The sequence below is a fragment of the Streptomyces sp. NPDC090442 genome, from assembly GCF_044769405.1.
In the GTDB taxonomy this organism is placed as follows: domain Bacteria; phylum Actinomycetota; class Actinomycetes; order Streptomycetales; family Streptomycetaceae; genus Streptomyces.
The window spans coordinates 84,469-102,639 of record NZ_JBIVXW010000024.1; the positions used below are offsets into that span (position 1 = coordinate 84,469).

The window sequence follows — 18,171 nt, forward strand, 5'->3', positions numbered from 1 at the left end:
TGGGCTGCGAGAACCGCAGTGGGGGGAACCATGGGAAAACCGCGTGGGACGCTGATGTGAGTCAGGCCATCGCGTTCGCGGTGGGGGTCGTTGCGACCGCCGATCGAAGCGCCGTCAGGAAGGCTCTGCCACGGCTGCTGACGATCAGACCCGGCATCGTGGCGACACCGAGCGAGGACGGGGGTAGGGCGTCGGCGATCTCGACTGCCGCAACGTTTCTGCCGTCCAACGTGGCCCCGCTCGCGCCGCGTTGGTACATCAACGCGAACCCGGAACCAGCGGCCACCAGACCGCGCATGGTCTCCAGGCTCGTCGTCGTGATCACCTCCGGCATATGGACGCCGGCATTGGCGAACAACTTCTCGAAGTGCCGGAGAGCGGCCGAGGTGTTCAACGCGATGAGCGGACGAGTGGCCAGTTCGGCCAGATCGACCGGTCCGGTCCTGGCCTGCGGGTCGTCGTCAGCCAAGAGCGCATGAATGGACAGGTCCACCAGGGGGAGAAACCTGGAATCGCCCGACAGGAAGTCGTATGTCACCGCCAGTTCGCAGTGACCGCCCTGGAGGGATTCCAACAGCCGATCGGCGGACTCCTCGCGGACGTTGAGCCGTAGCGCCGCGTAGCGCTCTCTGAGCAGCCGGTGGGTCAACGGCAGGAGAAACGGGGCGACCGACGCAAGGAACCCGACGTCGAGTGCCCCGGTGGTTTCGCTCGCCAGCGCGTCGCCCTGGGCCTTGAAGTTCCTGGCTTGCCCCAACAAGGCCCGCGCTTCGCGCAGTAACCGCCGGCCGCTGGGGGTGAGGGAGACGCCACGAGCATGGTGGCGGAGCAGTAACTGCACGCCGAGTTGACGTTCCAGCCGCATAACGGCCGCCGACACCGTTGATTGGGAGGCACACAGCCGCTCTGCCGCCTCCGATATGTTGCCGAGTTCGGCGGACACCACAAAATAACGCAGTTGCGTGAGGCTGAAGCCCAAGTGATCGTTCATAGCGTACTTCCAGAGCCCTTTTCCTGGAACCTAACCATTCGGATTTCGCGTTCGGCGTCGTTGTTGTCGAAGTGAACCCGGAAGTCGGTGGCGAGCCTCAGGTGGTCGGCTTGCCCATCCAGGAGATCCGGCGTGCCAGGTCATGGGGGAGTGTCGATCGGGGCCTGGCATCGGCCGGTGGTGCCGGTGGTGACCTCTGTGCCGCTCTCCTCGGTTCTGGCCGACGGAGAACAGGCGGTCCCTTGTTGCTGTTGTGGATCGGCCACCCCTGCCAGGTCGAGTAGCGCCACTCGCGCTGGCCGGACGGAGAGTGCTCGGTTGCGTTCTCGGGACCGTTACTGGTCCAGCGGGCATCTCGTAGATGAACAGGGCTTAGATGCAACGGAGTTGGCCGCTGTCGGCGAAAGGTAGGGCCGCGCTGTGCCATGCGAAGAGCGCGGAACCGCGCGGCGTACGCCTCCTGGTGAGCCCCCTCTATGACGGCGTGAGAGCAGCGCCACAAGTGTCAACCCCGACAGTCACGCCTGCTCGTGGCTGTCACCCTGGCCCTGCCCGTCGTTCTGGTGGGGACTTTTCTACCCCAGACCGCCGATGTTTTCGTACGTGCCCGAACCATTTGGACAATCATCGGACAAACAAGGTGGCCAATGATGGACGGTCGCCGAGGAGGGGCCGGATGGCCCTGGTCAGAGCGCTGCGAGAGGTATCCCGCAGGTACCCGTGTCGCACGAAGTGCGGCCTCACCACTGACGATGCCCTCACACCGCGAACGCGCCGCCATGTTCGCAGTGGCGAATCCGGGGCCCCGGTAACGGGTCGGTCGACACGTCGGTGAGCCAATCTGGCCGGTTGTGTCACATGGCTTCGGCCAAGCGGATGGCCGATTTCCGTTTGTGCTCTCGCTGCCATCCGGGCAGATGACCGAGGAACGCGACATCCCGCCCCGGCATCCGCTCGGCGCGCCTTCACGGGACCGTTCGGGCCCGATGGGCGACATCAACGGGTGCCAGCTCAACCACTGGGTGCGTCGCGCCTGGCTCTCGCGCGCACCGAAGCGGCTGGCTGCACGCATCGCCGCCGGGGATTCCGCGACGCCCGGTGCGGTCGGTGACCTGCCCAAGACCGTCGGAGTGCCCGCGACCCGTGCCCTCGCCAGCGCCGGCATCACCACGCTCGCCCAGATCGCCGAGCTGACCGACGCCGAACTGCTGGCGCTGCACGGAGTCGGGCCGAAGGCCGTGCGCATCCTCCGCGAGGCGCTGTCCTGAGGCCGATGGACAGGACCGAAGGCGTTCTGAGCGGACGCACCGAGGAGGTCCGCGACTTCTGCACCACGCACCAGGCGCAGGTCGGCCACTCCGGGAGTACCTGGGTCATCGCCCACCGCATCGAGGGCCTCATCGCCGAGAACGCGGACCAGGCCCTGCCCCACTTCACGCGAGCTGCGGAAGCCGAAGCGGCCCTGACGCCGCACCGCCCCTTCAACCTCGCCCGCGCACAACTCCTCCACGGCGAAACGCTGCGCCGACCGGGCCGGAGAAGACAAGCCCGTACCGCCCTTGAGGCGGCCCGCACGCTCTTCAACAGGCTCGGCGCCACTCCCTGGCAAACCCGGGCAGAGCGAGAACTCACCCACGTCCACCCGGTGGCCGCAAGTCCCACCGCCCGGCTCGGGCTGACCCCGCAGGAGTGGGAGGTAAGCCGCCACGCGGCCGTGGGACACACCAGCAAGGAGAGATCGCCGCCCAACTCCACCTCAGCCCCCGGACCGTGGGGTACCACCTCTCCAACGCCTACGGAACACTCGCCGTCTCCAGCCGGGCGCAGCTCCGCCACATCCCAGAACTCCTGGCACCGGAAACGGAACCTCCTGCCTCGCCCTACCGGTAGTTCGCCGAGCTCCTCGGTCCATCGGCTGCACCCGGGGCCGCTCTCGCCCCCTCATCCCACGCGCCCATCGGGCCCGGTGTTCGCGCACGCCGTGGGCAGGACGCGAGGTGTGACGTCGTCATGTCGCAGGATCGGAAGGGGAATTGGAGTCCATCACCCGACGGGCTGCGGATGCCCAGTCAATGCCTGGGAGCCGGGTGCCGGGAGCCCGGTTGCGGGCGGTGGTGAGCAGGGTCTCGACGTTGGTGCCGGCGATCTGTTCCACGCGGGTGGACAGCGTGCGTGAGGGGTTGGTGTAGCGGCGGTTGACGGCCTGCTTGGTCTGTCCCAGGTCGGTGCCGATGGTCTCCCACGGGACGCTGTGCGCGAGGGCTTCGGCTACGGCCAACGGCTCGATCAACCCTGCGATCTCCCGCAACTGCCGGCTGACGGCGAGGGCCGCCCGCGGCTGGTGGTCGGCGAGTTCGCCGAGCGCCGTGGTCAGGGCGGCCAGGCGGTCGCGGCAGCCGTCGGGGACCACGGCGGACAGGGCGGCGGTCGCATGGGACTGCCACGCCCGGTGGGCGCTGACGGCTTGTCCGTCGTGGCAGGTGCCGTCCCCGCACACTCCGCCCGCGGGGTGGTAGGGAAGATCCGCACCGCGCCACCCACAGGCACAGGCGGGGATGAGGGCGGTAGGTGCCTTGGAGGGGGCACCCTGCGCGGGGCCACTCCACGTGCCGCCCTGTCCCGTGGAGGAGTCGGCGAACTGGCGCTCGTACAGCGCGCGCCCCGAGCGGTGGGTGGGCACGGTGCCGTCGTCGAGGCGGCCGAGGACGAACCCGCCGTGCCGAGCTTCCTCGTCGCCGGGCAGGAGCCAGGTCACGACATCGGCCGTCCGCGGTGAAGTGCATGTGTCGGCCTCGGGCTCGGGAGTCGGGACGGCCACGCCGATGGCGGCCAGCGCCTCCGCCAGCGCCTGGTGTGCGGCGTCCGCACCGAGCCAACTGCCCTGACGCCGGGCCGCGGAGGCCAGGCGGCTGTACGCCTGCTCGTACTCGTCCTCGGTGAGGATCCTGGAAGGCGCTGCCGAGTCGTGGTTCCGTGACATGTCGCGACATTGTCAGTTTTCATTGCCGAAATCAAAGTTGGTCAATGATCCTTGACATGCTGCCCCTCCCAGGAGGTGTCGCCACTGGCCAGGCGTACGGTGTCCACGCAACACCAACAGCGTCGCGTCACCTGGACTGTCGTGCTCCGCGAGGCCGGAGCCGGCGGTCAGGGCAAGGACGGTCTGGCGCAGTGCGTGCTCGGACCCGCCGAAGACGGTTGCCGCACACCGAGCGCGAACGACCTTGCCGCGCTGCCCGCCGCGCACCCGCGCACGTCTGGCAATCAGGCGCTGCCCCGGCCGCGGTCCGCGTCGATCCGGTCTCCGGCCGGCTCCTGCACGGTGACGCCTCCGAGGTCCCGGTAGCGTGCGCGGCTCGGCTCGCTCCCGTCTCAGGACGTCCTGGCCCTCTGGGTGACCACGATGCACGTGAGGACGATGGCCGCGGTCACGGGGACCGCCGCGGTGAAGCTCTCACCGAGCAGTAGCACGGCCCATACCAGTGTCAACAACGGCTGTGCCAACTGGAGTTGGCTCGCCCGTGCCACGCCGATGAGGCCCATGCCCTTGTACCAGACGACGAACCCGCCGAACTGCGAGATGGCCGCGATGTAGGCCATGCCGGCTATCGCCTTGGCGGTGAGGTGCACGGGTTCGTGCGACAGCGCGAACAGGGACACGACCAGGTTGACGGGGGCCGCCAGCACCACGCCCCAGGCGATGACCCGCCAGCCAGGCATGCGTGCGCTGAGCCGCCCGCCCTGCGCGTATCCCGCCGCGCAGACCACCAGGGCGCCGAAGAGATAGAGGTCCGCGACGGTCGGTCGGCCGTGGTTCTGCGACAGCGTGTAGACGACGACGGTGGCCGCTCCGACACCGGCCGCGGCCCAGAAGACCTTCGACGGGCTGCGCCGCGTCAGCACCGCGGAGATCGCTGCCGTGGCCATCGGCAACGCGCCGATCACGACCGCCGAGTTGGCGGTGGACGAGGTCTGCAGCGCAAGCGTGGTGAGCAGCGGGAACCCGACCGCGCAGCCGCCCGCCACGACGGCGAGCGCGGGCCAGTCCGCGCGCTTCGGCAGCGGCGCCCGGGTCAGTCGGAGCGCGGTCAGCGCGATGAGGGCGGCGAGGACGCCGCGGACCCCGATAGCGCTCCAGGGCCCGAACCCGTCGAGCGCCCACACCGTTCCGGGGAAGCTGAAGGAGAAGCTGACGACGCCGAGCGCCGCGTACAGGGTGCCGCCGGTGGGCGAGGCCGTCGCGGTGCTGGCGAGCGGCGTGAGGGAATTCTGCTGCGAGGTCACTGTTATCGGGTCTTCCGCTTCAGGGAGGTTTCTTCCAGCCGCACGGAGATGGCCTGCGCGAACCGCGCGGCTGAGGCTTTCGCGAACGGCATGCTCAACGACGGTTCGCCGAGCTCCAGTTCGAGGACCAGGGGTTTGTCGTCCGCGCCGCGGACGAGGTCGACGCGGCCGTAGAGCAGCGGCTCCCGCAGCTTCAGGTGTGCGGCGGCGGCATCCAGTGCGGCCGCGGCAACGGCCCGCTCGTCCTTGGTGGCCGCCCGCGCCGCACGGGCCTGTTGCGTCGGCTCGTCGACCGTGCCGTCCGGCAGGAGCAGTGCGCGCTTGCGGATGGCGTGGCTGTAGACGCCGTCGAAGTAGATGAGATCGGTCTCGCCGGCGCGGTCGATCGCGTCCAAGTAGGGCTGCACGATGACGTGTTGGTCCTGGTCGAGCAGCTTGCCCAGGTGCGCGACCGCGCCGTCCTCGGCCGACCGGGAGAAGCGCTGTACGTCCCGCGAGTACGCGCCGACGGCCGGTTTCACCACGAACTCCTCCGCTCCGTCGTGTTCGGCGAGGAACGCCCGAAGCGCCACCACGGGATCCGCACCCGGGGGCACGAAGCGGCTCGGCACGACCGGCACGCCCGCACCGGCCAGATCCGCCAGGTAGTGCTTGTCGAGGTTCCACCGCACCACCGGCAGCGGGTTGAACAGCGACGTCACGTTGCTGACGCGTTCGCACCACTCCAGGAACTGCGGGAGGTTGTCCACATAGCGCCACGGGGAGCGCAGCAGGACGGCGTCGAAACGGTCCCATGCGATGTCGGGATCCTGCCAGGAACATATCTCGGCCTTGATGCCGACCTCCTGGCAGGCGTCGAACAGCAGGGGCATGTCGTAGTCGATCACGAGGCTGGGCATGTCGGTGACCAGGGCCAGGTGGTTGCCCATCGAGCAACTCCAATGCGGAAACGGGTGGGGGAGAGGGCGGGTTGGCGGTGCGGGAGACCGTCTCCTGGTCGGCTACCAGGGGATGGTTTCTCCTTCGTGCGTGTAGGTGCCGGTCGGGCCGTCGTGGTCGAGCAGTGCCATCGCGACGCTCGACCGCGCTCCGTCCGCGACATCGAGGTCGCCCTCGCCGTCGTTCATGCCGGTCCTGGTGTAGCCGGGGTGCACGGCGTTCACCTTGATCGGTGTCTCGCGCAGTTCGTAGGCCAGGTGCACCGTCCAGGAGTTGAGCGCGCTCTTGGCGGCGCTGTAGGCCGGGAGCGACTTGAACATGGGGCTGTACACATACGACTGCGGATCGGTGTGGGTGGTGAGCGAGCCGAGCAGGCTGGACACGTTCACGATGCGGGCGGCCGGAGACCTGCGGAGCAGCGGGAGGAAGGCCGTGGTCACCTCGACGAGCCCGAACAGGTTGGTGTCGAAGGTCTCGCGCCACCGTGCCACCGGCTGCTCGGACGGCTGCTTTCCGTACTCCTCGACGCGGATGCCGGCGTTGTTGACCAGAATGTCCAAGCGGCCGTGACCGTCCTCGACCTCCGCGGCGGCACTGCGGATGCTGGCCGGGTCCGTGACGTCGAGGACGAGGGGGGTGACCGCGAGGCCGTCGTCCTGCAGCGCCTTCGCGGCTTCGGTGACGGCTTCGCCGTCGCGGCCGGCGAGCAGCACGTGGGCGCCGGCGGCGGCGAGTTGACGCGCGGTCCCGAGGCCGATGCCCCGGTTGGCTCCGGTGACGAGGGCGAGTTTGGGCATGCGGGTTCTCCAAGGTGGGGAAAGCGGGGGGCGTTCAGAGCACGGTCAGGAACTTCGCGATGGGGGTGCCGAAGCGCGCGGTGTCGATCAGGAAGGCGTCGTGCCCCTCCAGCGAATCCAGCGACAGGAAGGTGACGTCCGTGCCGCCCGCGGCGAGGCCGTCGGCGATCTGTCGCTGTTGGCGCAGGGGGAACAGCACATCGCTCTTGACCCCGATGACCAGGGCCCTTTCCACACGGACGCGGGAGAGTGCCGCATCGGTGCTGACGCCGCTCGATTCGCCGAGGTCGAACCGGTCCATGCAGCGACTGAGACAGAGATAGCTGTTGGGGTCGAAACGACGCGCGAAGCGTCGGGCATGCGCCTCCAGGTAACCCTCCACCTGGAATTCGTGGCCGAAGGATTCGTCACCGACGTGGGCCTCCGGCGCGATGCGTGCCCGATCGAAGCGGCCGTCCCACTCCCGGGCCGACCGGTAGGTCATCATGCCGAGCTTCCGTGCGGTGAGCATGCCGCGCTCGGGATAGGCGGTGTCGTCGTAGCGGCCCCCGTTCCAGTGCGGGTCGTACCGGATCGCCTCGCGTTGCAGTGAGCGGACCGCTATCGAGAACGGCAGGGCGCGCGCTGCGCCGCAGATGTTGATGTGGCTGCGGGACAGGCCGGGGTGTCGGGCCAACAGGGACAGCGCGCTCATGCCCCCCATCGAGGTGCCGATCACACACGCGAGCCGGTCCACGCCCAGGGCGCGCACCGTGTGGGCCGCGGCGTCGGCGATGTCCTCCATCGACAGGTCCGGGAAGTCGGGACCGTAGACCCCGCCGGTGCCGGGGTCGACCGAGGCGGGCCCGGTGGACCCCTTGCAACTGCCCAGTGAATTCAGGCAGATCACGTACCAGCGATCGGTGTCGACGTGCTTCCCGGGACCCACCATCGCCTCCCACCAGCCGGGGCTGGTGTCCGCCGGGTGGGAGGCCGTGTGGGCGTCGGGCGAGAGTCCGGTGAGGACCAGGACGGCGTTGTCGCGTGCGGGGCTCAGCCGGCCCACCGTCTCGTACGCGATGCGGGCACCGTGCAGTCGTCCGCCCCGCCGCATGGCGAAACCTGAGGGGAGGCCGACGAAGCGGGCCGCGGGCGGGACGAGTTCCCTCATGTCTGTCTCCTGACGGATGTGGGTGCGCCGCGGGGCGGTGGAGTCGGGTGTCGGGATCAGGCGGTACCGTCACCGCTCTCCAGGGAGGCCAGCCACTCGTCGTCGGATCCCTCCGGCACCCCCTCCATGAGGAAGGTGGAGAGATAACGTTCTCCGGTGTCCGGGAGCATGGCGAGGAGCACCGAGCCCGCGGGCGCGGTCTCGGCGACGCGCAGCGCGGTCGCCAGGGTGGCTCCGGCCGAGATGCCGGTGAAGATGCCTTCCTCGGCGGCCAACCTGCGCGCGGTGTCGCGCCCTTCCACCTCGTTGACGGTCACCAGGTCGTCGATGACGCTGCGGTCCATCACGCCCGGCACGAAGTTGGGGGCCCAGCCCTGGATCCGGTGGACGTTCCACTCCTGTCCGGCGAGCACGGCGGCGTTCTCCGGCTCGGTGGCGACGACCCGCACGTCGGGGCGGGCGCGCTTGAGCATCTGCCCCACGCCGGTCAGGGTGCCGCTGGTGCCGAAGCCGGTGACGAAGTAGTCGAGCCGCTTTCCCGCGAAGTCGCCGAGGATCTCCGAGGCGGTGGTCTCGCGGTGGTACGCGGGGTTGGCCGGGTTCTCGAACTGGTGGGCCCGGAACCAGCCGTGCCGCTCGGCGAGTTCGTCCGCGATCTGGTTGCCCCCACTGCTGCCGAGGTGGCCGGGGAAGAGCAGCACCTTTCCGCCGTAGGCCCGGACCAGCTTGCGGCGTTCCACCGAGTAGGTGTCGCCCATCACCGCCACGAACCGGTAGCCCCGGGCCGCGGCCACCATGGCAAGGGCGATCCCGACGTTCCCGGAAGTGCACTCGACGATGGTGTCACCGGGCTTGAGCAGCCCCCTCGCCTCGGCGTCGAGGACGACGGAGAGCGCGAGGCGGTCCTTGACGGAGCCGCCGGGGTTGAACGACTCGACCTTCACATAGACCGTGGTGTGGGCGGGTGCCATGCGGTGCAGCCTGACGATCGGGGTGCGGCCGATGGTGTCGAGGATGCTGTCGTGCAGAGGCATCGGAAGTACTCCTTGCGAGCGGGGCCCGTGGCGCCGGCCACGGGAAGGGGACAGACAGGGGCCGGCGGTCGGCCCCTGTCTGCTGCGTGCAGCGGGTGGGCTAGCCCACCGGGACGTTCTCGAAGGCGGGTGCGACCATGCCCAGGATCGTCTCGATCGCGCGTGCGCTGCCGTCGTCGTCCAACGGGGCGTTGAATTCGGCCAGTTCGACGCCGCGGAGCTGCCGCGCCGGGATGGCGTCGAAGATCGCCCGGATCTGCTCGGGGAACAGGCCGTCCGGCACCGTGTAGTCGGCCGGTACGTGTCCGGGTTCGAGCACGTCCCAGTCGATGTGCACCCACACCGGGGAGTCGCCGACGGCATCCAGGATGTTCTCGGGCGTCGTCCGGGCCGGGGGGAGGACCCGGACGCCGTGCCGCGCGATCAACTCGCCCTCGGCGTCGTCGATGTCGCGCGCCCCGACCAGGACCGCCTGTGCGGGGCGGAGCCCGGCACCGTGGCCGCTGTCCCAGAGTCCGCACGCGCCGGCGAGGACCATCCCGCCCAGGTAGCCGGTGCCGGTCGTCTCCGGTGTGTTGAAGTCGCCGTGCCCGTCGATGTAGAGGACCACGGCGTCCGGGAGTTCGCGGGCCACCACCGGCAACGTGCCGAGGCTCGCCGAGCAGGTGTTGGAGATCAGGGCCGTCCGGTTGCCGTTCGCGATGCTCTCGGTGACGGCCCGGCCCAGCCCGTTCAGCGTCTCCCGGGCCTGCGGGAGGCTGACGGTCCAGTCGTCGTCGGCGGGCGGTGCCGGCTCCCCGACGAAACGGCCGGTGAGTCCGTAGCGCTTCTCCAGGGCCCGGGCGAGGTGGGCGGCGCCCTCGATCATCCGAGGCTCCCGGTCGGCCACGCGGCCCTGGGACACGATGAGTTCGATCATTCGGCCAGCAACTCCTCTTTCTCCACGGATATTCGGGGACGGAACGGGCACACATCGCTCCGCTCGATGTTCTCCTCGGTGAGCCCGTACTGGCGCCATTCGAGGGCGCCGACACCGTACGAGCCCAGTTGTGGCGAATGCGGCATGCCGTCGTACGCGCGGATGCGCTTGCGGATGTTCGCGCGGACCTTGCGACCGCTCGGGGTCTCTCCGGCGAAGAAGTCGAAGCGTTCCCGGGGATTGACGACGAGTGCGAAATGGCCGCCGAGATTACGGCTGCGACGGTTCCGGTGCGCGGGACTGCTCATGTTGCAGAACAGCGGCATGCCGTGGAAGCACATGGACCAGGTCTCGGAATCCGGGTCCGTTCCGACGCCCTCGGGCCAGGGGTCGGGATCGACGTGGTGCAGTTCCTGCAGCACGCGCCAGCCGAAGGAGTGGTACTCGGCGACGGTGCGCGCGTTCACGGCGTCCGCCGAGAACAGCACGACCAGCGGATAGGCGGTGTCCAGCCGGCCGTCCCAGTCCCGGGACAGCTCGACGTACTCGGTGAGGGCCCTCGCCAGGTGCCCGATGCCCGCACTCCCGGCACTCTCGACGAAGGCGAACTTCAACAACTGCTTGCGGAAGGCGTTCCGGGAGAAGACACAAGGGAAATCAGGATCGGTGAGAGACGCTGCGAGCTCCTCGAAGGCCACCCGATGCCACCGTTTCGCGCCTTCGAGAACCTGCGCCTGGGAGATCAGCGTTACGGTCTGCTGAGACCTTTCCAACTGAGCATCCTTTTCTGCTGTTCCTTGCTCGTTGTTCTCTTCTCTGCATGGGCGCACGGAAGTTGCCGCTCCTTGCCTGTAACTTCCCAGGATTTTTCACACGCCCGGTTCGCCGCGGTCGCGGAGTTTCCGGTGCGGGTGCCATGTGCGCCCTCGCAGCGGCGTCGGTTTCAGGTCAACCAGGCCGCGCCCCGCCCACCTTGCTGGTGCACGTCCGGCATGACAAGGAAGTGCAACCAAGGGCCCAGTGAGGATGTACGCCTTTTACGCCGATGGTTGTATGGCGAGCACGCCGGGGCCGTTTCTATGCTGCGGCCGTGACCGATTCCGCGGCTCCTGTCGCTTCTTCGCCGAATGTCGCCGGCCGGGTGGGCACGGCGGGCCCCCGACGGCGCACCGCGCTGAAGACCGCGCGGCTGTGCTGGGCGGAGGCGCGACCGTCGGTTCAACTGGTGTTCCTCCTGCGGTTCGTGGTGGGCGCGGTCTCCGCCGGGCAGTTGCCGCAGTCCCCGGGGCGGGCCGTGCTGGGACTCACCTCCTGGTGGTGTGCGGTGGCGTGCGCCTATCTGCTCAACGGCGTGACGGACGTCCGGGAGGACCGCGCGAACGGCTCCCGTCGCCCGATCGCCCGGGGAGCCCTCCCGGTCCGCACCGCCGCGGCTGTCACGGCCCTGCTGGCCGCCGCCGCGCTGGCGCTCGGCGCGACGGCCGGCGTCGGAACGTTCGGGTGGGTGGTGGCCTTCCTGCTGCTCGGCTGGGCCTACTCCGCACGCCCGGTGCAGGCGAAGCGGTCGAGCGTGCGCTGCGCGGTGGTGGTGTTCGGCCTGGGCGCGACCTCGTACGCGGCCGGGATCTCGGCGTCAGGCCACGGATGGAGCGCCACGGGCGTGGTGTTCGGCTGTGTGATGGCGGCCTGGATGGCCCTGGTCGGCTCGGTGGCCAAGGACCTGGGGGACGCCGACGGTGACGCGACCGGCGGGCGGCGCACCGTCGCGGTCGTCCACGGCCTGGCGGCGGCCCGGGCCCTGACCGTGACGTGCGCCGCGCTGGTCGGCCTGGCCGGGACGGCGGCGGCCGCTGCGTGGGCCCCGCTCGCACTGGCCGGGACGCTGCCGGTGGCGGCCGGGGCGCTGTGGGTCGTCGTCCGAGTGGTGCGGGACGCCCGGCGGGTAGGCGCCGCACGCGGCCAACGGCGCGGCGCCTACCGGGCGTTCATGGTGACGCAGTACGCCGCGAACCTGCTCGTGCTGAGCGCGCTCGGCGCCCGGTGATCCAGCGCGCGGACGGGCCGCGCGTACCGGAGGGGATCGACGCCCGCGGCGCTTGCGGGGAAAGCGGTGTTGAGGGCCTGCACCCGGGAGCTGACCCCCAACTTGCGGTACACGTTGTGCAGATGCCGCTTGACCGTCGCCTCGCTGATGTTGAACCGGCGGCTGATCAGCCGGTTCGTCAGTCCCGCGCGCACCGCTTCGAGGATCTCCCGCTCCCGCAGCGTCAGCAGGCCGAGGGCCTGTGCGTTCGTGCCGTCCGAGGACGGCGCGGGCCCCCTCCCCGGCTCCGCGGAGGCCCCCGTGCGCTGGGCCTCCTCGTACGCCCGGATCCCTTGGTACAGGCGGTACCCGACGGCGACACCGAAGGCGGTGCTCACGGTCTGCGCAACCGCGACCCGTTGCTCGGCCTCCACCCGGTCGAGCACCTTCGCCATCACGTTCTGCACGGCCTGCCAGAGCACGTCGGCCGCCCGCACCGACTCGGACACCGGTATCTGTTGGACGACGCGGAGCGCCCCGAGCAGCCGTGTGTACTCGCCAACTCCGGGCGACTCGGGGCGTTGGACACCCTCTAACGCCTGGACGCACTCGCCCATGATGCTCTGCGCCTGATGGCGGCACTGCTCCCAGACATCGTCGCGATACACCAGCGGGCTGCCGATGTCTTCCAACGCATCCCGGTACGCCTCGGTGATCTCAGGTACGGCAGCACGGAGCACCTGGGCAGCGGCCCGACGACCCGACACAGTTTCCTCCTCGGAAAACGGAGCGACGTGATCGCCCCTTCGGGCGGCGTTGTCACGAAGTCCTCTGGCCAAGCTAACATCAAACACCCGCAATGCGAGAGCAAAGTTCCGCAATTCGAAATTCACTGAGGGTGTGTATCCGCATAGCGGTCAGCCTTGGGTCGCGCCCACCAACGCGCCATGCGCTGCACCTCGCCTGGCGTGCGACCGGCACTGGACGAGAGGCGGGCCAACTCGTGCACCGCATCCTGGTGTTGGCGTTCGGAGCGTTCGCGGTCGGCCCGGACCTGTTCCCTGGGCGGGATCCTGCCCGGGATCGCGGGCTCGCTACGCGTCGGAGTCGAGGAGGCCGGCCGGTCCGTGTCCGCCTTCGCAGTCGCCTACGCCCTGGCGACCCGGACGACGGCGTATGAGCGTCATGCCGTTGCCGTTGCCACTGGTCCGCGGACGGGAGCCGGGCTCTGTTGAGGTGTCAGACCGGGCGATGGCGGACTGGTCTTGTTGCCGCCGGGAAGAGCAACGACCCGGAGTCTGGGAGGACTTCGTAGGTGGAGTGCCGGTCGGCGTAGCCGGATAGGGCCGGCAGGCGCTGCCGGTGACGACGCAGTGTCTCCGCCTCGTCATCGAGCGGTTCGAGGTGACCGGGGCCCGGCGCTACGCGCGATGACGGCCGATCATGCGCTCGACTCGTGGTCGGCTCCTGTCGCTGGTTGCTCGGCTTTCTGCTCTGGGGCTTCTACCGGGAAGTGGATGGGGCTGAGCAGGTACTGAGCTCGCTCGGGGGCCGGCTTGTTTGCCAGCCTCGGCGCGATGGCCGCACGCAACTCCGCGATCAGCTGGTCCAGTTCCGTCGGGCTGAGCCAGAGTGCATGCTGGCGGTAGCCCACCTGGTCGGCTACCGGGTCGGCCTGTTCGCGGTCGAGGTAGGTGTTGAACTCGGCGAGCAGGACGGTCATCGCGGTGGCGAATGCCCCTCGATGGTCGTCTGGGGTGAGCGAGCGGACCACCTCGGCACCGATCACGGCCCGGTCCTGGCGGAGGCCGTAGTGGCGTTGCACCGCGCCTCGTACCTTCTGCTCCTCGGCCACCTCCAGGATCCCGTTGTCCACCAGCAGATCGATGTGCCGGTAGACGGTGGCTTTGGACGCTTCGGGGATACGTGCGCAGAGCTGAGCGGTGGTCAGCAGCCGTCCACCGCCCATCGCGTGCATGATCCGCAGCCGGATGGGGTGGGCGATCAGGTCCAGGAAATCCACGCCCTGAATGTTCTCACAACTGCTACCGTTCTCAAGTATGAGAATAGATGAGGGCGGGGCATCGGGAGGCAGGGAACCGGGCGCGGCGCGGGGCCTCGCCGCGCTGTTACGGGCAGAGGACTTCGCCCAGATCGTGAAGCTGTTCGCGCCACCACTGCGTACCGCGGTCTCCGCCGAGGCGCTGCGGCTCGCGTGGGCGGCCGAGACTGCCGCGCAGGGCGGGGTTCATGCGATCGGAGAGCCGGTGAATGAGCCCAGCGCCGCTGGCTTGGTGCGCGTGCGCACCCCCGTGACCTGCGCCAACGGCAGCTTCACCGTGGTCACTTCGGTCGACGGTGAGGGACTGCTACATGGTCTGCGGCTCGCTTCGGACGACGGCGCCGAGTGGCAGCCGCCCCACTACGCGACCCCGGACCTGTTCACCGAGCGGGAAGTCCTGCTGGGCGAGGGGCCGCTCGCGGTGCCCGGCACGCTGAGCCTGCCCGTTGGCCCCGGCCCGTGGCCCGCCGCGGTACTGCTCAGCGGCGGCGGTGCGTTCGACCGAGACGAGAGCAGCGGCCCGAACAAACCACTCAAGGACCTCGCCTGGGGGCTCGCCTCTCGACAGGTGGCCGTACTCCGCTTCGACAAGATGACGTTCGCGCACCCGAACCACCTGCCACCTGACTTCACCATGGCCGACGAGTACCTGCCACACGCACTCGCCGCCGTCCAACTGCTCCGGCACCAGCCCGAAGTGGCCTCGGACCGGATCCACTTGCTCGGCCACAGTATGGGCGGCAAGGTGGCACCCCGGATCGCCGCCGCCGACCCCTCCATCGCAGGTCTGGTACTGCTCGCGGCAGACACGCAACCGATGCACCAGGCGATCGTGCGAGTGGCCCGCCACCTCGCGGCGCTCGCCCCTGGCCCGAGCACGGACGAGGCGGTGGCCGCGCTCATCCAGCAGGCCGCCGTCGTGGCAGACCCCGAACTCACCCCCGACACACCACCGGAGCTGCTGCCGCTCGGATTCTCCGCCGTCTACTGGCTTGACCAGCGCGCCTACGACCCGGTGGCAACGGCAGCCGGACTGACCTGCCCCATGCTGATCCTGCAAGGCGAGCGGGACTACCAAGTCACCGTCGCCGACGACCTGTCACGCTGGCAGGACGCCCTGGCAGACCGACCCGAGGTATCGATCCGAATCCACCAGGACGCCAACCACCTCTTCATCCCCGGCAGCGGCCCGGCCACCCCGGCCGAGTACGCACGACCGGGGCACGTCGAGCCGACCGTGATCGAGGAGATCGCAACCTGGCTGACGCAACGGTAGGGGAGACCCCCCACACGCACGTCAGCGCGGTCCATTGACGACTACGACGGCCACGTCACCCTCGGCCGCGGCGCATTGCCCGACGGTATCGCCCTCGCCGCATGTCCCATGCGCTCCCCCGGAAACACGTTGAAGTTCCCAGAAGGCCGCAGAAGTTCCCCGAATTCCCCAAGTGAAGTGCTCTCGAAACCGTCGAGAGGCGATCCGGGCCCTCGCTGAAAACCCCTTGTCGACTGGGGGCGTCCGCGCCGATCCTGATCAGCCGGAGGTGGTGAGGGCGATGGACGAGATGGTGTTGCCGCTCTCGGCGCGCGATCTTGCGGCGAATGATCTGGCGGCGTGCGGGTGGGCGGGTTCTGCCCTCCATCTTCGGTCCGTTGCCGAGCAGTTGCGAAGGGCCGAGCTCGGTGAGGTGGACTACTTGGCGGTGTGCCCGCCCTCGGGCGTGCCGGTGGCCATCGGGGGAGTGGACTACGCGATTCGGGAGGCGACCGGCACGCTGTGGCAGTTGGCGGTCCATCCCGCCTGGCAGTCGTGCGGAGTCGGCAGCTTCCTGATTCGGACGGCGGAGGAGCGGATCAGACAGCGTGGCATCCGTCGGGCCGAGCTCGCCGCGGAGGAGAGCAACCCCCGCGCACGGGCACTGTACGAGCGGCTGGGGTATGTCGCCTACGGCCGTGAGCCTGATGCCTGGGACGAACTGGCTCCGGACGGGTCGGTGCGCCGATACGAGACGGTGTGCACGTTGATGCGGAAGGAACTCCCCTGAGGACAGGGGGATTTACGACTTAGTGGCGCCGTGTGGTGATGGCCTTGCGGGTGGCGTAGGCGGCGGCGCCGACTGCCAGGACCGTGATGCCTGGGAGCACCGAGGTGAGGGGGAGGGCGCAGGCCAGTGCCAGGCAGCCGGTCGCGCCGAGGACGGGGACCGGGCGGGGTGGGCGGCCCTCGCCAGGGGGCAGGGTCCACGCGGAGGCGTTGGCGATGGCGTAGTACACCAGCACGCCGAACGAGGAGAAGCCGATGGCGCCGCGCAGGTCCGCGGTGGTGGCGAGGACGGCGACCACCGCCCCCACCGCGAGTTCGGCCCGGTGCGGGACCGCGAAGCGGGGGTGGATGGTGGCGAGGGCGTGGGGCAGATGGCGGTCCCGGGCCATCGCCAGGGTGGTGCGCGAGACGCCGAGGATCAGCGCGAGCAGCGAACCGGCCGCGGCGAGGGCCGCGCCGACTCGTACGACCGGGACCAGGGCCGGGACTTCGGACGCTCGTACCGCTTCTGCCAGCGGAGCGCTTGCGTGGGCGAGGCGTTCGGGGCCGAGGACGGAGAGGACCGCGACTGCGACGGCGCCGTAGGCGACGAGCGCGAGGGTGAGCGCGAGCGGGACGGCGCGCGGAATGGTGCGCCCAGGGTCCCGGACCTCCTCTCCCAGCGTGGCGATCCGGGCGTAGCCGGCGAACGCGAAGAACAGCAGGCCGGCGGCCTGGAGGATGCCGGTCGGGGTGGCGTCCGCCGCTACGTCCAGCCGGGAGGCGTCGGCGGTCGCGGAGGACAGGCAGGCGGTCACCACGGCGGCGAGTACCGCCAGCACCGCCGCGACGATCAACCGGGTGGCCCAGGCGGACTTCCGAACTCCCGTGTAGTTCACGGCGGTCAGCGCCACCACGGCAGCGACCGCCACGGTGTGGGCCTGGGCGGGCCACAGATAGGACCCCAGGGTCAGCGCCATCGCGGCGCAGGAGGCGGTCTTGCCGACCACGAAGGCCCAACCGGCCAGGTAGCCCCAGAAGTCCCCGAGGCGTTCCCGGCCGTAGACATAGGTTCCGCCCGAACGTGGGTACCGGGCGGCCAGCCGCGCCGAGGACGTCGCGTTGCAGAACGCCACCACCGCTGCCACCAGCAGCCCCGGCAGCAGTCCGGAGCCGGCGGCCGACGCGGCCGGCGCCAGCGCGGCGAAGATCCCCGCCCCGAGCATCGAGCCGAGCCCGATCACCACGGCGTCGAACACCCCGAGCCGGCGTGGGAGTTCGTCGGGATTGCCGGGGATGGAGGGGACGGAGGGATCGGGAGCGGCGGGGGTGGGAGGGGTGCCCATGCTTGGCTGGCTCCTCGAACGGAGGGTGGAGGGCGTGGCGCCGTGCCGTTGCCGAGTGGGGAGGGACGGCGGGGGAGAGGGAGCGACGGGTCTGACGACCGCACCATAGTGGGAGGTGCCGCCCCGGCGGGAGGAGTACCCCGCTCGTGGCGAGCTGTATCCCTCCCGGCCTCTCGCTCGTATCGCCCCCTCGCGGCGCAGAGCCGGCACGGGGACGGGCACGGAGCAACGGGCACTCCCTTGGTTTTGGGGACGAACGTGACGCCGGGGAGCACGTACGGTTCCGGGGCGCTGCCGTGCTCCTCAATCTCAGCCACGGCAGCTCGCTCCGCGTTGGTGTCGCCACATCTCCTCGCTGGCGACAGCGGCCGCCGCGTAGTCGCGGCGGGCGCGTGCCTGCTTGCGCTTCTCCGCCCAGGACAGGCACTTGTTGCAGCCGGGGGTTGGGTCCGGGTTCAAACCGGCGAGTTCGCCCAGTGTCACGGGCTCTTCCTGGGCGCGGGAGCGGTGGCGGTAGGAGTCGGCCACTGCTACCACGCCGGTTTCGTGTTCTTGCCCGCGTCGGTGGTCTTCGACGACTGCCTGTTCTTCTCGGCGTTCTTC

General features: G+C 69.8%; 19 protein-coding genes. 5 read left to right on the forward strand and 14 right to left on the reverse strand.

From position 1 onward, the window contains the following. Positions 1-61 precede the first annotated feature (61 nt). Positions 62-991: a LysR family transcriptional regulator gene (locus tag ACIQU6_RS18590; protein WP_403482702.1), complete on the reverse strand. Its 930-nt coding sequence runs from the start codon at positions 989-991 to the stop codon at positions 62-64. Continuing rightward, on the reverse strand, positions 988-1,113 hold the full coding sequence (locus ACIQU6_RS18595; RefSeq protein WP_403482743.1) for a transposase: 126 nt from the start codon (positions 1,111-1,113) through the stop codon (positions 988-990). The genes ACIQU6_RS18590 and ACIQU6_RS18595 overlap by 4 nt, the downstream gene beginning before the upstream one ends. Positions 1,114-1,908: 795 nt before the next feature. Here ACIQU6_RS18595 and ACIQU6_RS18600 point away from each other — a divergent pair. Together ACIQU6_RS18600 and ACIQU6_RS18605 are read left to right on the forward strand one after the other, a co-directional pair. Next, complete coding sequence (locus ACIQU6_RS18600) at positions 1,909-2,259, forward strand: helix-hairpin-helix domain-containing protein (RefSeq protein WP_403482703.1); 351 nt, start codon at positions 1,909-1,911, stop codon at positions 2,257-2,259. A gap of 421 nt (positions 2,260-2,680) precedes the next feature. After that, complete coding sequence (locus ACIQU6_RS18605) at positions 2,681-2,881, forward strand: LuxR C-terminal-related transcriptional regulator (RefSeq protein ID WP_403482704.1); 201 nt, start codon at positions 2,681-2,683, stop codon at positions 2,879-2,881. 118 nt (positions 2,882-2,999) lie between these two features. Here the strand turns inward: ACIQU6_RS18605 and ACIQU6_RS18610 are convergent, their stop codons facing one another. The 8 genes from ACIQU6_RS18610 to ACIQU6_RS18645 form a co-directional block, all read right to left on the reverse strand. Beyond that, the gene (locus ACIQU6_RS18610) at positions 3,000-3,971 is read right to left on the reverse strand and encodes a hypothetical protein (protein ID WP_403482705.1); all 972 of its coding nucleotides are present in this window, start codon (positions 3,969-3,971) and stop codon (positions 3,000-3,002) included. A 392-nt stretch (positions 3,972-4,363) separates the two neighbouring features. Further along, on the reverse strand, positions 4,364-5,275 hold the full coding sequence (locus ACIQU6_RS18615) for a DMT family transporter (RefSeq protein WP_403482706.1): 912 nt from the start codon (positions 5,273-5,275) through the stop codon (positions 4,364-4,366). Positions 5,276-5,277: 2 nt separating this feature from the next. Then, the gene (locus ACIQU6_RS18620) at positions 5,278-6,204 is read right to left on the reverse strand and encodes a RimK family alpha-L-glutamate ligase (protein WP_403482707.1); all 927 of its coding nucleotides are present in this window, start codon (positions 6,202-6,204) and stop codon (positions 5,278-5,280) included. Between the two features lie 72 nt (positions 6,205-6,276). Beyond that, positions 6,277-7,011 carry an SDR family oxidoreductase gene (locus ACIQU6_RS18625; RefSeq protein ID WP_403482708.1) on the reverse strand — a complete coding sequence of 245 codons (735 nt, stop codon included), beginning with the start codon at positions 7,009-7,011 and terminating at the stop codon, positions 6,277-6,279. Positions 7,012-7,045: 34 nt separating this feature from the next. Further along, on the reverse strand, positions 7,046-8,161 hold the full coding sequence (locus ACIQU6_RS18630) for a homoserine O-acetyltransferase (protein WP_403482709.1): 1,116 nt from the start codon (positions 8,159-8,161) through the stop codon (positions 7,046-7,048). Between the two features lie 56 nt (positions 8,162-8,217). Further along, positions 8,218-9,195 (reverse strand): cysteine synthase A, encoded by a 978-nt coding sequence (gene cysK / locus ACIQU6_RS18635; protein WP_403482710.1) that lies wholly within the window; start codon positions 9,193-9,195, stop codon positions 8,218-8,220. Positions 9,196-9,295: 100 nt separating this feature from the next. After that, positions 9,296-10,114: an arginase family protein gene (locus ACIQU6_RS18640; protein ID WP_403482711.1), complete on the reverse strand. Its 819-nt coding sequence runs from the start codon at positions 10,112-10,114 to the stop codon at positions 9,296-9,298. After that, complete coding sequence (locus ACIQU6_RS18645) at positions 10,111-10,887, reverse strand: YqcI/YcgG family protein (protein ID WP_403482712.1); 777 nt, start codon at positions 10,885-10,887, stop codon at positions 10,111-10,113. Before ACIQU6_RS18645 ends, ACIQU6_RS18640 begins: the two co-directional genes overlap by 4 nt. Before the next feature lie 317 nt (positions 10,888-11,204). Between ACIQU6_RS18645 and ACIQU6_RS18650 the strand changes: the two genes are divergently transcribed. Continuing rightward, positions 11,205-12,158, forward strand: coding sequence for a UbiA family prenyltransferase (locus tag ACIQU6_RS18650; RefSeq protein ID WP_403482713.1), 954 nt, complete (start codon positions 11,205-11,207; stop codon positions 12,156-12,158). Here the strand turns inward: ACIQU6_RS18650 and ACIQU6_RS18655 are convergent. Together ACIQU6_RS18655 and ACIQU6_RS18660 are read right to left on the reverse strand one after the other, a co-directional pair. After that, positions 12,089-12,904 (reverse strand): LuxR C-terminal-related transcriptional regulator, encoded by an 816-nt coding sequence (locus tag ACIQU6_RS18655; protein WP_403482714.1) that lies wholly within the window; start codon positions 12,902-12,904, stop codon positions 12,089-12,091. The genes ACIQU6_RS18650 and ACIQU6_RS18655 overlap by 70 nt on opposite strands. A 674-nt stretch (positions 12,905-13,578) precedes the next feature. Beyond that, positions 13,579-14,160: a helix-turn-helix domain-containing protein gene (locus ACIQU6_RS18660; RefSeq protein ID WP_403482715.1), complete on the reverse strand. Its 582-nt coding sequence runs from the start codon at positions 14,158-14,160 to the stop codon at positions 13,579-13,581. Between the two features lie 37 nt (positions 14,161-14,197). Between ACIQU6_RS18660 and ACIQU6_RS18665 the strand changes: the two genes are divergently transcribed. Both ACIQU6_RS18665 and ACIQU6_RS18670 read left to right on the forward strand, forming a co-directional pair. Continuing rightward, on the forward strand, positions 14,198-15,475 hold the full coding sequence (locus ACIQU6_RS18665; RefSeq protein WP_403482716.1) for a serine aminopeptidase domain-containing protein: 1,278 nt from the start codon (positions 14,198-14,200) through the stop codon (positions 15,473-15,475). A 280-nt stretch (positions 15,476-15,755) separates the two neighbouring features. Then, complete coding sequence (locus ACIQU6_RS18670) at positions 15,756-16,244, forward strand: GNAT family N-acetyltransferase (protein WP_403482717.1); 489 nt, start codon at positions 15,756-15,758, stop codon at positions 16,242-16,244. A gap of 19 nt (positions 16,245-16,263) precedes the next feature. Here the strand turns inward: ACIQU6_RS18670 and ACIQU6_RS18675 are convergent, their stop codons facing one another. Further along, on the reverse strand, positions 16,264-17,568 hold the full coding sequence (locus tag ACIQU6_RS18675; RefSeq protein WP_403482718.1) for an APC family permease: 1,305 nt from the start codon (positions 17,566-17,568) through the stop codon (positions 16,264-16,266). A gap of 309 nt (positions 17,569-17,877) precedes the next feature. After that, positions 17,878-18,105: a hypothetical protein gene (locus ACIQU6_RS18680; protein WP_403482719.1), complete on the reverse strand. Its 228-nt coding sequence runs from the start codon at positions 18,103-18,105 to the stop codon at positions 17,878-17,880. Between the last annotated feature and the right edge of the window lie 66 nt (positions 18,106-18,171).